Origin of the sequence: Mesorhizobium sp. CU3 (assembly GCF_006442965.1) — a bacterium.
In the GTDB taxonomy this organism is placed as follows: Bacteria; Pseudomonadota; Alphaproteobacteria; order Rhizobiales; family Rhizobiaceae; genus Mesorhizobium.
The window spans coordinates 85,893-99,432 of the sequence record NZ_VFWX01000004.1; the positions used below are offsets into that span (position 1 = coordinate 85,893).

The window sequence follows — 13,540 nt, forward strand, 5'->3', positions numbered from 1 at the left end:
TTGCTTCAGCGCATCGATCTGCGCCGACGCGGCACGCTCTGCCACCACCGGAGACGCGGGCGCCGCGGCTGACGGCGCGGCTTTGACCTCGGACGCAGGCCGAGGCGGTGTCGCCTGTTGTGGGGTAGGCAATACTCTTGGAGCATTGGCGCCGGCTTGGGGCAAACGTCGGTCCTGGCCCGGCTTGGTCTCAGGATGGGCGACAACGTCACGCAATTGGCCGACGACGTTGTCGATCGCCTCCATGGTCCTGTCGATCGCCCGCTCATGCTGCCGCAGAGCGTTCGACAGTGTCTTGCCCGGCGTGGCGGGAGAGGATGGTTCCTGCTCATCCCTCCCCAGCGCAGCCTCGAGATCTTCGGCAAACGTATCCCAACTGGGATCGCGCTCGTCGTTCATGATAATGCCCCCCGCCCCTGATCAACCCAATACTGTGTGCACGCCATCCGCCTGGACGTGGTCCGGCGTCGGCACGATCGGATGGTCGATCGGCGAATCGCCGTCCGCGGCGTCGTCCGCTAGGAACGCCACCGCTTCATTTACCAGCGCGTCCGGATTCTGGCCGCCGAGTTCCGGATCGCAGGAGATTATGTCGGCCTGGATCAGGATCTCGTGTGAATAATGCTCGCCGCCGACATAGGTTTTGTTGGTTCCGTCGACGTCGACGATGCCGGCGAAGTTGGCGACCTGGTTGCCGCCGGTGGTGACGGTCCATTCCGCTTCCGGATGCGCGACGAACTGGTTCATGGCGAGCGCGACCTGGTCGCTGTCGCCGAGCACATTCGTCTGCGAGACGTAGTTCACGTTGAGCAGGTCGCCCGAGATGTAGAGCACACGCAGAGCGCCGATGCCGGCAAAGGCCTCGTCATGCAGTATGCCGCCGGGACCGGCATCGTTGCCGGCCGCCAGACCCTGCGCCGCCTGCAGATAGGAAGTCGGCAGCGCCTCATAGTGGTTCTGCCCGCCGACATTGATGATCGTGGCATCGTTCCACAAAAGATTGCCGGCCGTCGAATAGGAGCCCGGCCCGGACGTCGAGAACCCGTCCACGGCGCCGATCAGGTCGTTGTCGATCAAAAAATTGACCTGGTGGATGACGTTGGCGTCATAGAAATTGCCGCCGATGATGATGAGGTCGTAGTAGTGGCCGAGCTCGCTGAGCGATACGTCGTTTATCGCCGTGTTGTCGCCGGTGCCGACGCTGGTCCGGACGCCCGACGAAGACAGGATCGTCGTGTCGTTGTCGGTGATGAAGCTGTACTGCTGGATCCAGTTGGTGATCAGGAGATCGCCGGTGACCTGCGTCACCACCCAAGCGGCGGGGAAGCCGTCCGCCTGCGTCGGCGCTTCGTGGCCGGCCGACGGATCCATGTGCTTGAACGTGGCGATGTTGAACGCCTCGTCGGGCACGTTGCTGTGTGCCCATCCGTTCAGGCTCGAGCTCACCACATCGGTGTCGCAATGCGCGTTGATCTGAATGATCGCGTTGATCTCGTAGCTGTTGCCGACCGCGGCGACGACGGATGACGCCACCCAGTTGTTGGTCAGCACCGCGGAATTGATCAGCGTGTTGCCGCCGGTCTCCACATCCACGCCCGGATTGAGAAGGCCGTTGCCCCAGCCCGACATAAAGTCGGAGGAGTCGGGCGACGTGTTGTAGTTGTCCTTGTCGGGGCCATCGCTGGCTGTCGTGTCGTCCTGCTTGTGTTCCTTGAGGATGTTGAGATGATCCTCGGCCTTCGGCGCGTCTGCCTGGTCGACCAACTGCCCGTTGACATAGGTTCCGCTGATCGGTCCGGTGGCCTCATCCGAGCGCAGCACGAAAACGTTCGCGTCGCCTTCCGGCGCATCGGGATAGGCCGCGATGCGCTCGCCGATAGTGACGATACCGGCCTTCATGTCGTCGGGAGTGCCCAGCAAGGACACATCGTCGATCGGCGATACCTCCGCCGCTTTGCTCATGAGCGATGCGATCTGGGCGCTGTCGTCGATCGCACGCGAGAACGTCAGACCGTGTCCGCCGGCGCTGACATAGTCGTTGTCCGACAGGCGGATCTCCTGGTTCATGTAGGCGGCAACCGCGCCAGGCGGTTCGACATGCGGCAGGATCATGCCGCCACTGCCCCCCGGCAAATGGGGAAGGTGAAAATGATGGTTTGCCGGGTTCAGATGCCCATGCATGTGGACGTCGACAGGGTTGTACCAAAAACTCGAGCCGACGGTGTTCAGCACCAGATCCGGCTTCACCCCCATATAGGGGACGTGCGGATCGAAATCGTCGAGTGTGTAGGGAGCCTTGATGGTCACCTTGGTGCTGGGAAGGTCGGTGTTGTCCTCCTTCTCGGCATCCGCGATCTTGAAGTCGCTGTACGTCTTTAGCTGCCGTGCTTCCTCGACCGAGATTTCGAACATTCCGATGAAGTGCGCGATTACCTCGGAAATCTTATCCAGCTGCATAGCGTACACGGAAGCCTCCGTATGTTGAGATCATTCGCTCGGGGCGGCATGTCTCCCGGATGAAAGGACTGCGCGGAAAGCTCCGCGCAGTCCCAAGTCACCTGACTTCTTGTGAGAAATCAGCTGTGTACGATCAATCAGGTACCCGTGTGATCGGTGGAGTCGCCACCGGTCAGCGTGTTGTGGTAGTCGCCGCCGACCACGGTCTGGTCGATTGCATTCTCCTGCAGGTTGGCGCCCATGACGATCTGCTGGTTGAAGGCGCTGACGTCGATGACGCCGTCTGCGGAAGCGCTGGCTGTGCCGGTGACATAACCGTCATCGCCATTGTGCGAGCCCCACATTCCCGCATCGCCCGCGGTGCCGCCGTCGCCATTGTAGGCGTCGCCGCTTGCACCGCCTGCACCGCCGGCGCCAGCCAGGGTGAAGCCACCCTTGGCATCGCCGCCGGTACCGTCGGCCCAGGCGCCGCTCAGCGCGTGACCGCCGTCGCCGCCGAAGGCTGTCGCGAAGCCGCCGAGGCTGTCGCCGCCGGTCGCGCTGCCGCTGGTGGCCGCGCCGCCGGTTCCGTCGCCGCTCGTTCCGTCACCACCGGTGCCTTCACCGCCCGTGCCGCCGGCCCCGCCGGTACCCGAGCCTGAGCCCGCGCCCCAGCCTGCGCCCCAGCCTGCGCCGAGGGCATCGCCGCCGTCGGAGTCGGAATCACCGCCGTTGGAGTGAGCATTGCCGCCATCGGACTTGGCGTTGCCGCCGTCAGCGTCGGCACCGCCGCCGCCACCGCCGCCACCGCCACCGCCGCCACCGCCGGTAGCGTCGCCGGCAGTGCTCTTAGCATCGCCGCCTTCACCGTAGTTGAGGAGCGACAGCTTGCCGTCGACATCGAGGCCGTCGCCGCCATCCGACTTGGCATCGCCGCCGGTCACGTCGCCGCCATTGCCGCCGTCGCCGCCATTGCCGCCATCGGCCTTGGCATCGCCTGCGTCGGACTTGGCGTCGCCGCCGTCAGCCTTGGCGTCACCGCCGTCCTGCGACTTGGCATCGCCGGCTTCCGCTGCGCCGACACCGAGACCCAGGCCAAGGCCCAGTCCGAGACCGAGGCCGTCGCCGCCATTGGCGTTGCCGCCATCGCCGGTGCCGCCCTTGGCATCGCCGCCGTCGCCGTCGCCGCCCTTGGCGTCGCCGCTGTCGCCGTCGCCAGCCTTGGCGTCGCCGGCATCGGCCTTGTTGTCGCTCTTGGTGTCGCCACCGATGGCTGCGCTCAGCGCGAAGCCGCCCTTGCCGTCGCCGGCTTCGACATCGCCGGCCTTGGCGTCGCCGCCATTGCCGCCCTCGCCGCCGCTGGCCTTGGCGTCGCTGCCGCCATCCGCGCTGCCGCCGCCGGCCGAGATGCCGTCGCCGGTCTTGGCGTCGCCGCCCTTGGCATTGAGGTCAAGCTTGAAGTCGGCGTCGTTCTTGACGACCGCGTTGTCGAGCTTGTCGTTGTCGTTCATGGTCAACGACTGGTTGATGATCGACGCGGTGTTGGTGCCGTCGCCGGTCATCGAATTGTTCAGGATGTCCTTGAAGGTGACGTCGTCGCCAGGATCATAAGAGACGTTGCCGTCCTTATTGTTGATGATCGTGTTGTCCTTCATGTCGCCGTTGGCATAGATGTCGGCGAAGTCGTCGTCCGAGTTGCCGAGCTGGCCTTCGAGCTTCACGCCGACATCGACGTCCACGTCGACCTTGGTCTCGTTGACGTTCTTGTTCTCGTTCGAGTTTTCGTTCTTGGACTCGTTCGAGTTTTCGTTCTTGTTCTCGTTCGAGGCTTCGTTCTTGTTTTCGTTCTCGTTCGAGGACTTGTTGTCGTTCGAGTTGTCGTTGTCGGACTTGTTGTCGTTTTCGTTCGAGGCCTTGTTCTCGTTCTGGTTCTCGTTCTTGGCGTCGTTGTTGTTTTGGTTCTTGTTTTCGTTCTCGTTTTCACCACCGCCGTTGCCGAATTCGCTGTCGATGATCTGCAGACCGAAGGCGTTGATGTTGTTCTTGTCGAGGTCGAGAGACATTGATCTTGTCCTCAGTTGAGGCCGCGACCGCCGAACCGCATTCTTCTCTTACGCGGTTTTAGGGCTGTGCGCGGACGTTGCGTTTAAATGCGGTGAATGGATCGTCGGACCGAGGGGACTGAGGTCCGCAATCCGGCATTCATCATGATTGGCTTGAGTACCTCCCGTAGACTGCGGGAGAGGCGGTCCATCCAGGCAATAGCTGTCGGCCGCCGGATCACAACGGATCCGGTCGTTCAGACAGGGACATCCTGAAATTACCCCAATCCCAATTTGGACCCGGGAAGTCTGTGGCGAGAGGCGATTGATTGTAAGCTGACAGTTCGGGCTAGCCCGCTCGGGCGGTAGGCGTCAAACTTTCCTGGCGAAGAAAAAGCCGCGATTCACGTGGTGGTTGAGCTGGGCGGCACGATATGAAATGCTGCGCGGAGCGAGAAAATCGGCAATAGCTCGTCCGAACTATATCAGAGATGTCTAATTTGGTATATAAGTCCTTAAGGCTAGCTGTTTACGGGGGTGGAAGCCCCGATAATCGGAGAAGAGAAACTACGAAAAAACCGAGAGTATTCGTCTAGGTGGGGTGGCAACCATGTCAAAGAGTAGCGAACCAGGCACCGTGGGTAGCGGTGCGGGAGAGAGTTGGGCGCGAAAAATTATTCTAACAGTTTCCTCGAGCGATAGCTTTCCAGAATGCCTCGTATACGCAATCGAGAGGGAGTTTCCCTCCATCGAGGTGGAACAGGTTTCGCATTTGGAGGCGGCATCCGCGTCATTCAGGCATCCTGTTTGCCTGATATTGGTCGATACCGAACTTCTCGATGAAATCAGCGAGCATGCCGCGGAACTGATGCGGCATCATCCATCGGCGCCGATCGTCCTTGTCCAGCACGACAGCCGCGATCCGGTATCCATCCAAGATGTCCTAAACCTGAAGATCATACGCAGCGTGCTGCCCATGGATCTGAAGCTGGACGTCTGGCTTTCGGTTATCAGGCTCATGCTTCGCGGCGGAGAGTATTTTCCGGCAGCAATGTTCCAAACATACGCGAGCAAGGTTTCGCAGAAGGCTTCGGATCGTTCGGCGCCGCTGATGGAGCGTTCGGCGATGGCGCAGAATGATTTCGACGAGATGGGCGAGCTGACCGACCGCGAGTTCCAGATCCTGGAAATGGTGGCCCGCGGTCTGCAGAACAAGATCATCGCCGCGGGGCTTCGGCTTTCAGAGCATACGGTCAAGATCCATCTCCACAACATCATCACCAAGCTTGGGGCGCATAATCGCACCGAGGCGGCCGCGGTCTTTCATGCGCGCAAGGATTCCTTTTACAGCGACGTGGAACGATCAAAGGCTTGCCTCACCCAATCCGAGCCGTGAACGCGCAATGCCGCGCTTTCAGGAGATCTTGCTGCTCGTTGGCCAGCTGAACTATACCTGGACCAACACCGAGAGCCTCTTGATCTACCTGATTGCCGGCCTTGCGAAGACCGACAAGGAAACGGCGATCATCATTTTCCTGACCTTGAACACGACAAGGGCTCGTATCGAACTGGTCGAGCGGCTGGCCAAGATGCAAAAGACGCCGGCGGCCTGCCGCGAGGCGGTGCTGGGCGTCACCGGCAAGCTCACCCGCCAGGCCAAGCTGCGCAACAAATACAGCCACTGCATCTATTCGTTCGATGAAAGCGGAACGCATGGCAGCACGCAGCTGATGCGCATCGTCGACGGCAAGGACGATGTGAAATACGGAAAGATAGAAGCCCTCGACGACAAGGAAATGTCGCGGATCAACGAATCCATCAAGGATATCGGCGCGATAAACCAGGACATATGGTCGATCGTCATCGAGAATTCGTTTCCGAGATGATTTTAGGGCGGCCTCTACTCGGCCGCTGTCACTGCATGTCGACGGCTGCCAGCCAGATTGGCGCGCAACGCGATGGCTTGGCTGTGGTTCGGCTCCAGACCCATGCAGTTGTCCAGATTTGCAAGCGCATCCTCGATGCGATCGAGCTTCGCCAATGCAAGGCCGCGATTGTAGTGCGCGGCAGGCACATCGGGCCTGATCTCGATCGCCAGGCCGATCTGTCGTTCAGCCTCTTCATACCTGCGCTGCTGAAGTAAGAGCGCGCCAAGCAGATAGCGGACATCGAAATGCCCAGGATCGACGTCCAGGATTTCGCGATACATCCGCTCGGCTTCGGCCAGATTTCCGGCCTGGTGCAGGCGAGCGGCCACACTGAGGTTCTGCGGCAGAAGCAAGCGCCGCGCCGCATCGAGTTTCTCGAGCAATTGCAATGCCTCGCCATAGCCAGGGTCGGACTGCAGGATTTGCCGGCACATACGCACCGCGCCGTCGGGATCGCCTGCCTGGTGGAGTGCTTTCGCGCGCGCAAGCACGACCGGTAGCGAGCGCGGCTCCAGCCTGTCGCGAAGATTGCGCCGGCCGGCCGTGCTCACGAGCAGGCATTCGACCTTTCGCTCGATGCCGCCGAAATCATACTTGTAGGAGAAGTCGCCAGTCTGCAGATCGTAGATCTTGAAGCCGTTCTGAATCGCCCAGCGAATGCTGTAAAGATGCAATGCGAAGCCGGGCGCCGGCTTCTTGATGCCTAGATCGCGCCCGTTGAGCATGCCGATCAGCGACCGGTTCTTGCGATCGATCAGCGTGGCCTGGGCACCGATGGGGTTCTCGCCCTGCCACAGGACGGGAAGGTAAAGCGCATTGTCCTCGAAGGCGCATCGCAACATGTTGCGGAAATTGGTCATCATCGCCTGGGGCAGGCCTGGATGATAGCGCGCCGACAGCTTGGCGCCCCATTGATCTTCCCAATATGTCAGCAGAATGCGCAGATCGCGCTCCAGCGTCGCGGCGCTCACGTCCGTCACCCGATATTCGGTCGCATCGTCGATCGCCCGCAACGTACGCCGCGCGGTTTTTCGCGTCGCAGCGCCCAGCCTTTCGCCGAGGAACTCCTCCCAGTCGCCGGGCAGGTTCACATAGACATAGATGTCATGATCGACGCCGTCACCGTCGTCTGGTCGCCTGACCTTGCCGATCTGGAATTCGGGAGCTGGGAACGCGCCCAGCAAGCGCTGCAACCGGCCGGGCGACACGAAGATGTTTTCGAGATGCAGCTTGGCCCAGTTCAACTCCTTGGCCGCTTCGCCGAACGCCTGGATGACATCGTCCTGAACATCCGGATTACAGATGACGCCGGCATACCCGGCGAAATAACCGCCGCCTGTCCTGAGCTCGTTGTGGATCGCGCCGTCCCTGGCCCTTTCAGTCCTGAGCTGCAGGGGAAAGAAGCCGACATAGTCGGAGGAAGCGGTCTCCCTGGCCGCCAGGACGAGCCATTGGTAGCGGAGCCGCTTGAACCAGCCGGCGATCCATTGCCACGACATGAAATATTGGGCGTCGGGATCGGCGGCGTAGACCGAATCCCAGTTGTCTTTCAGTTGCAAAAGCGTGTCGAGGCTGTCGATAACGTCCACACGCATGGCTTTGACCCTTGCTCGAGCGGCATAGGCGAAAAGCGGTGGATCTGATGTCGGCTATTCTCCCCCGCCCCGCGACGCCAAGTCATCGTCCCGATGATCCCATGCGGACGAAAGTTGTGACAAGACAATCAAAGGATTGAGAGCTTGGGTAAAGGATTGATAGGTCGGGCCAAGGATTGTGAGGAAATGGCGAAACGAGCAGCAAATCCCGCCGGCTAAAAATTGCAGCCGGCCGACCCCTCAGGACTCGATCCGCACCCACTTGCCGCGTTGGGATTGGGACTGGCGGGCAAAATAGCGGTAGGACGTCTGCGACCAGTTCCTGATGGCGCCGGTCCGGTTGTCCAGTATCAGATCGCCTTTGTCGGTGCGGACGGTGAGCACCGTATGGCCGGCTCCGCCCAACGTAACCACCGTCAGCAGCAGGGCCGAGGCGGGCCAGCCGCGTTTCATCAGTTCGCTTTTCTTCAGGATCGCGATGTCCTCGCAATCGCCCTGCTTGCCGGCGATGCGCCAATCGTCGCCCAGACCGGCCGAAGAGTCGTTGCGTTCGCTTACCCTTGCATTGACAGAGCTGTTCACGGCCCGCAGGTCCGCCATGCGCCGATCCGTAAGCTTCACCTCCCTGACATGTCCGCTCGGGCTGCAGAATCTCGGCTGCCTGGCGCAGAACGTGCGAGCGGCGGGTGGTGCGAAGGCATAACCCGACGTGGCCATCGCCGAGCTGCCGGAATGTAGCACGGTTTCGCTGCAGCCGGCCAAGACAAGCGCCGCGGCGGCAAGCACCACGAAACGGATCACGATCATCCCCTCGAGTTAGCTCGAATTAGCTGGCACCGATGATCTTCATGCAGACGAGTAAATCAACCCTCGGCATTAGCATTTGCACAGATTCTAAAACTCTGTATGCTTAACAAATTGTTTCCGATGGTCGGAAACTTTGACATAGCGCCCAGTTTGGGGACGGGAGCGCCTTTTTTCCCTTCTTTGGAGGAAGAAATGCACCTGTACCCAACCCGCGCGAGCGGGACTCGCGCAATTTTTCTGGTATCGACCGCTCTTGTAGCGGTGAATCTCGCAACACCTGCATCGGCGCAAAGCAGCGTAAGGCCGCGGATGACAGCCGCGCAATGCCAGCCGCTGACGGAATCCAACTACGCGCTTTGCTGCATCGCCAGTAACCGTTCGAGCATCCTGTCGCGCGCACAAATCGCAATGTGCCCGCCAATCACCACAGCCCTTATCGCGTCCGTGATCGCCAGCAACGGCGGCGGCAACGGCGGAAAAGGTGGCAACGGCGGTGGTACGAGCAGCGACGGTGACGGCGGCGGCGATGGTAACGGCGGCGGCGACGGTAACGGTGGCGGCGATGGCAATGGCGGCGGCGGAAACGGCGGCGGTTCCGGCGGAGACGGTGGCAGCGGCGGTGGCGGAGACGGCGGCAGCGGCGGCTCTGGCGGAGACGGCGGCTCCGGCGGCGGTGGCAGCTCTGGCGGCTCCGGCTCTGGTGGCTCCGGCTCTGGTGGCTCTGGCGGCTCTGGCGGCGCCGGCGGCTCTGGCGGCTCTGGTGGCTCAGGCGGCTCTGGTGGCTCTGGCGGCGGCGGTTGAGGCAATCGCACGACCAGCAAACCGGTCAAGGATGGGCGCACCAGTGGCGCCCATCTTTGTCGTGGCGCTTAACCAAGTGAGTTCAGCGCTGCATGCACTCAAAACCATGCGCTCGGGCTCGATCCGCGGGTGCGCCGCGATTTTGAGAACGTTCGGGCTAAGGCCAAGGCGCAACGCCCACCATCCGTTCCAATCCGGCAAGTAAGAATCGCCGAATGTAGAGACCTATCGTTTTTCGCGTTTCTATTTCAGCACAACTTTCCAGTGCAGTATTCTTTGGAGAAACCACCATCTTCACGAGGTTGTGAACATCGTCGATCATGTGGATCCTACAAAAAGGGGCTTTCCATTTTTGATCGACTATGCTTGATTTCGGCTGCCTTTTGTTGCGCAGATTGCCGGAGGGGGCTTGTGCGACTCGTATCGATGATGCTTGAACTCGGTGTGATCGCTGGCGGTCTCGGCTTCGAGACCCAGGCCAGGTGTCGTGATCTGGCCGTGATGGCCACCACCTCGATTGCCGATCCGGATGAAGCCCTGCGTTTGCAAGCCGAGCTGGCGGAGCAGTTTTCGCTGCTGTCCTACGGAGCCGGTCTCGGCCAGGACATCACATCCTACTGGGACGAACTGCTCGACTTGGTGGAGTCGGTTCGTTGTGCGTCTCGTCTGAACTAGTCTAGAGCAAATTCCTGCGAAAGCGCGAGCAGTTTGGCTCGGTGACTTCGCCGCGGTCTTCCATCCGGAGTTGCTTAAAGCTAAGAGATAGAGCGGTTCGCCGTTTCCGTGAACCGGCGAAACTCCCTGGCTCTCGCTCGAAGAACGCATCGCATCTATTCGGACGATGCGACCAACGCTTTTACGCGCGTTTCGGCCTGGCCATTGCCAGCCCCTTTTCCAACGCCTCTTTGAGGCTCGAGGCGTAGTGCGCGGTGTTCTCCAGTCCGCCGAAGAAGTTTATCCTGTGGATGTCGCCCTTCTTGCTCATGACGATACCCGCCGCGCGAAGGGTCTCTTGGACTGTTTTGTACGTCATCTTCACTTCCCCCTGCTCCCAGGACTCTAAGGTCGCTCGCTTATGTAACGAGATCGTGTCGTTGACTGTGAAGGAGGCAACATAAGTTACCGGATCGATCTCCCGATTTGACACAAGTCTCCGCAGAAAAGCGCGCCGCGTTGAAACGAGCCAAGCAACCCGCGCTTCTACTCTTTGTTTCATGCATGTCGCATGCCACAAGAACCGCCGATCACTTGGCGGCTTGATTAGGCAGATCGAGCTAGGGCCTATCGAGCTAATTGAATGGAAGGCCGATCGGGTTCACTATTCTATGCACCGGCCTCAACGGAAATTCCAACACCGCTGAAGTTACGGATGTCTGCCGAACCCTTCTCCCCCGAAGCCCGTCGGCAGGCAAAGGCGGACTCGGTGTCCCCCGGTCCGCCTTTTTTATTGTATGGCGGATGAATCTCCTGGAGCCCTGTCACTGCGCGGAAGGCAAGCTGGCCGTTATGAAACGAAGCCAGGCGCCGCCCAGCACAAGGGAGGTTTCGGCCCCGCCGAAGCCCGCCGCGATAAGGCCCTCCGCGAGTCCCGGAAAATCCAGGTTCGACCTGAACCAGGACGTTTGCGCCGGGAAGCTGGCCGCCGTTTGTATCTGACGGGTCCAGCGGCCCTCACGCATCCAGCGTACGACGCCGTCGGGCTGGTCCTGGCAAAGATCCGAGCCGATGCCGAGATGCTCCGCTCCTATGATTTCAGATGCTTGCGCGGCCATGCTGCCGAACTGATCGAGTGTCGTTTCCGAGCCGTTCGGAAGGTGCAGCGGATAAAGCGAAAGTCCGAGCAGGCCATGCTTTTCGCGCAAAGCCTCAAGGACACTCCTGGAAACATTGCGGCCGCTATCGCGGAGCCAGCGCGGATTGGCGTGGCTGATGACCACCGGCTTTTGCGACAGCGCGATCGCCTCCAGCGCCGTCCGCTCGCCCGCATGCGACAGGTCGATGATCATGCCGAGACGGTTCATCTCGGCGATCGCCTCGCGGCCCATCCGCGTTATGCCGCTGTCTTCCTGCTCCATCCAGCCGCAGCCGAGCAGCGACTGGTTGTTGTAGGTGAGCTGCATGAAACGGATGCCGAGATCGAACAGCATTTCGATCAGCCCGATGTCGTCCTCTATCGGCATCGGGTTCTGCAGGCCGAGGAAAATGGCCGTGCGGTTCGAGGCCCGCGCCCGCTCGATGTCGCCGGCATCGCGCGCCAGAAGGATCAGGTCCTCATTGTCGCGAAAGCGTGTGCGCCAATCCACCAGATGCCGCACCGTCTCGCGGAAACCCTCGTGATAGCCGACCGTGGCGTGCACCGCAGTCAGCCCGCCCTGGCGCATCTGTTGGAAGATCTCGCGCGACCAGTTGCAATATTGCAGCCCGTCGATGAGCACCTGCTGCGCGCCGGCGGTCATTCGGCCGCGCCCGCATGGATGTAGGACGTCTTCACCTGCGTGTAGAACTCGACCGCCGAACGCCCCTGCTCGCGCGGCCCGTAGCTGGAAGCCCGCACGCCGCCGAACGGCACGTGATAATCGGTGCCGGCGGTGGCGAGGTTGACCATGACGCAGCCCGAGCGCGAAGCGTGGCGGAATTTGGTGGCGCGCGCCAGCGAACGCGTGGCGATGCCGGCCGTCAGGCCGTAAGGCGTGTCGTTGGCCAGCAGGATCGCCTCGTCGAGATCACCGGCAGGAATGACGCAGGTGATCGGTGCGAACATCTCCTCCTGGTTGATGCGCATGCGCGAGCCCCCGTTGAGGAACACGGCGGGTGCCATGTAGTGCCCTCGATGCACAAGCTCGAGCGCCTCGCCGCCCGTCGCAAGCTCGGCGCCTTCGCTTCTGCCGAGCGCCACATAGTCGAGATTGGCGGCGAGTTGCTCGGCGCTCACCACCGGCCCCATCTGGACCCCGGCTTCCAGGGCATGGCCGACCTTCAATGCTTTGGTTTTCGCCAGCAGCTTTTCGACGAAGGCATCATGCACCGGACGATGGACAATCAATCGAGAGGACGCAGTGCATTTCTGGCCCGAACCGCCGAAGGCGCCGTTGACGGCAAGGTCGACCGCGCGGTCGAGATCGGCGTCGTCCATGACCACGAACGGGTTCTTCGATCCCATTTCGAGCTGCAGCTTCACAAAGCGCGCCGCGGCCATCGCCGCGATGCCGGAACCGACAGCGCCGGAGCCGGTGAAGCTCAGGCCTTGTATATCGGCGTTGGCGGCGAGCTCGCGACCGATCGTCGAGCCTGATCCCATCACTAGATTGAACAGGCCTTTCGGTATCGCTTGACGGCTGATGATCTCGGTCAGCGCCCAGGCGCTGGCCGGCGTGGCGCTGGCCGGCTTCCAGACCACGGCATTGCCGAAGGCCAGCGCCGGCGCGATCTTCCACGACGCGGTGGCGATGGGGAAGTTCCAGGGCGAGATGATCGCGATCACGCCGAGCGGCTCGCGCTCGATCAACACATCGACGCCGGCCCGCACGGACTCGGCCGAGGCGCCGAGATTGCGCAGCGCCTCGGCGGCGAAATAGGTGAAGAATTGTCCGGCGCGAAAAACCTCGCCGACGCCTTCGGGAAGGGTCTTGCCCTCCTCGCGCGATAGCAGTTCGCCAAGCTCCTTCGAGCGCTCCATCAGTTCGCGCCCTATGGCGTCGAGCACGCCGGCTCTGGATTCGAGCCCGGCCGCCGCCCATTGCCGCTGCGCGATCTGCGCCGCCCCAGCGGCGTCATGGATGTCGGACGGCCGCGCCTGGGCGAAGCGCCCGACGACATCTGTCACATCCGATGGATTGATGTCCTCGACCCAGTCGGCGCCGTCGCGCCATTCGCCCGCAATGAAGTTCTGACCGTTCAGCATGTTGCTCGACCCGCATCAATTCGGTTGACA

General features: G+C 61.5%; 11 protein-coding genes. 4 read left to right on the forward strand and 7 right to left on the reverse strand.

Going from position 1 to position 13,540, the window contains the following annotated elements; all coding sequences use genetic code 11:
• Positions 1–420 precede the first annotated feature (420 nt).
• Together FJ988_RS08155 and FJ988_RS08160 are read right to left on the reverse strand one after the other, a co-directional pair.
• Entirely contained in the window at positions 421–2,466 is a 2,046-nt protein-coding gene (locus FJ988_RS08155) for a type I secretion protein (RefSeq protein WP_140816284.1), read from the reverse strand.
• A 128-nt stretch (positions 2,467–2,594) separates the two neighbouring features.
• Positions 2,595–4,499, reverse strand: coding sequence for a hypothetical protein (locus FJ988_RS08160; protein ID WP_140816286.1), 1,905 nt, complete (start codon positions 4,497–4,499; stop codon positions 2,595–2,597).
• Between the two features lie 589 nt (positions 4,500–5,088).
• Here FJ988_RS08160 and FJ988_RS08165 point away from each other — a divergent pair.
• Complete coding sequence (locus tag FJ988_RS08165; RefSeq protein WP_246688473.1) at positions 5,089–5,874, forward strand: response regulator transcription factor; 786 nt, start codon at positions 5,089–5,091, stop codon at positions 5,872–5,874.
• Positions 5,875–5,881: 7 nt separating this feature from the next.
• Positions 5,882–6,364 (forward strand): hypothetical protein, encoded by a 483-nt coding sequence (locus FJ988_RS08170; RefSeq protein ID WP_140816288.1) that lies wholly within the window; start codon positions 5,882–5,884, stop codon positions 6,362–6,364.
• A 14-nt stretch (positions 6,365–6,378) separates the two neighbouring features.
• Here the strand turns inward: FJ988_RS08170 and FJ988_RS08175 are convergent, their stop codons facing one another.
• Positions 6,379–8,001: a GNAT family N-acetyltransferase gene (locus FJ988_RS08175; RefSeq protein WP_140816291.1), complete on the reverse strand. Its 1,623-nt coding sequence runs from the start codon at positions 7,999–8,001 to the stop codon at positions 6,379–6,381.
• A gap of 240 nt (positions 8,002–8,241) precedes the next feature.
• Positions 8,242–8,808 (reverse strand): transglutaminase-like cysteine peptidase, encoded by a 567-nt coding sequence (locus FJ988_RS08180; protein WP_407067712.1) that lies wholly within the window; start codon positions 8,806–8,808, stop codon positions 8,242–8,244.
• Positions 8,809–9,289: 481 nt separating this feature from the next.
• Here FJ988_RS08180 and FJ988_RS30780 point away from each other — a divergent pair, with 481 nt between their 5' ends.
• Together FJ988_RS30780 and FJ988_RS08190 are read left to right on the forward strand one after the other, a co-directional pair.
• Positions 9,290–9,814, forward strand: coding sequence for a hypothetical protein (locus FJ988_RS30780; protein WP_181183461.1), 525 nt, complete (start codon positions 9,290–9,292; stop codon positions 9,812–9,814).
• Between the two features lie 221 nt (positions 9,815–10,035).
• Positions 10,036–10,284: a hypothetical protein gene (locus FJ988_RS08190; protein ID WP_140816293.1), complete on the forward strand. Its 249-nt coding sequence runs from the start codon at positions 10,036–10,038 to the stop codon at positions 10,282–10,284.
• 181 nt (positions 10,285–10,465) lie between these two features.
• On the opposite strand, the gene FJ988_RS30785 is transcribed toward FJ988_RS08190, so the two are convergent.
• The 3 genes from FJ988_RS30785 to FJ988_RS08200 all read right to left on the reverse strand — a co-directional run bounded on the left by FJ988_RS30785 (position 10,466) and on the right by FJ988_RS08200 (position 13,510).
• A complete protein-coding gene (locus FJ988_RS30785) occupies positions 10,466–10,642 on the reverse strand; it encodes a hypothetical protein (RefSeq protein ID WP_181183462.1) in 177 nt (58 codons plus the stop codon).
• A 445-nt stretch (positions 10,643–11,087) separates the two neighbouring features.
• The gene (locus FJ988_RS08195) at positions 11,088–12,065 is read right to left on the reverse strand and encodes a membrane dipeptidase (RefSeq protein ID WP_140816295.1); all 978 of its coding nucleotides are present in this window, start codon (positions 12,063–12,065) and stop codon (positions 11,088–11,090) included.
• Positions 12,062–13,510 carry an aldehyde dehydrogenase family protein gene (locus FJ988_RS08200; RefSeq protein WP_140816297.1) on the reverse strand — a complete coding sequence of 483 codons (1,449 nt, stop codon included), beginning with the start codon at positions 13,508–13,510 and terminating at the stop codon, positions 12,062–12,064. The genes FJ988_RS08195 and FJ988_RS08200 overlap by 4 nt, the downstream gene beginning before the upstream one ends.
• Positions 13,511–13,540: the final 30 nt, after the last annotated feature.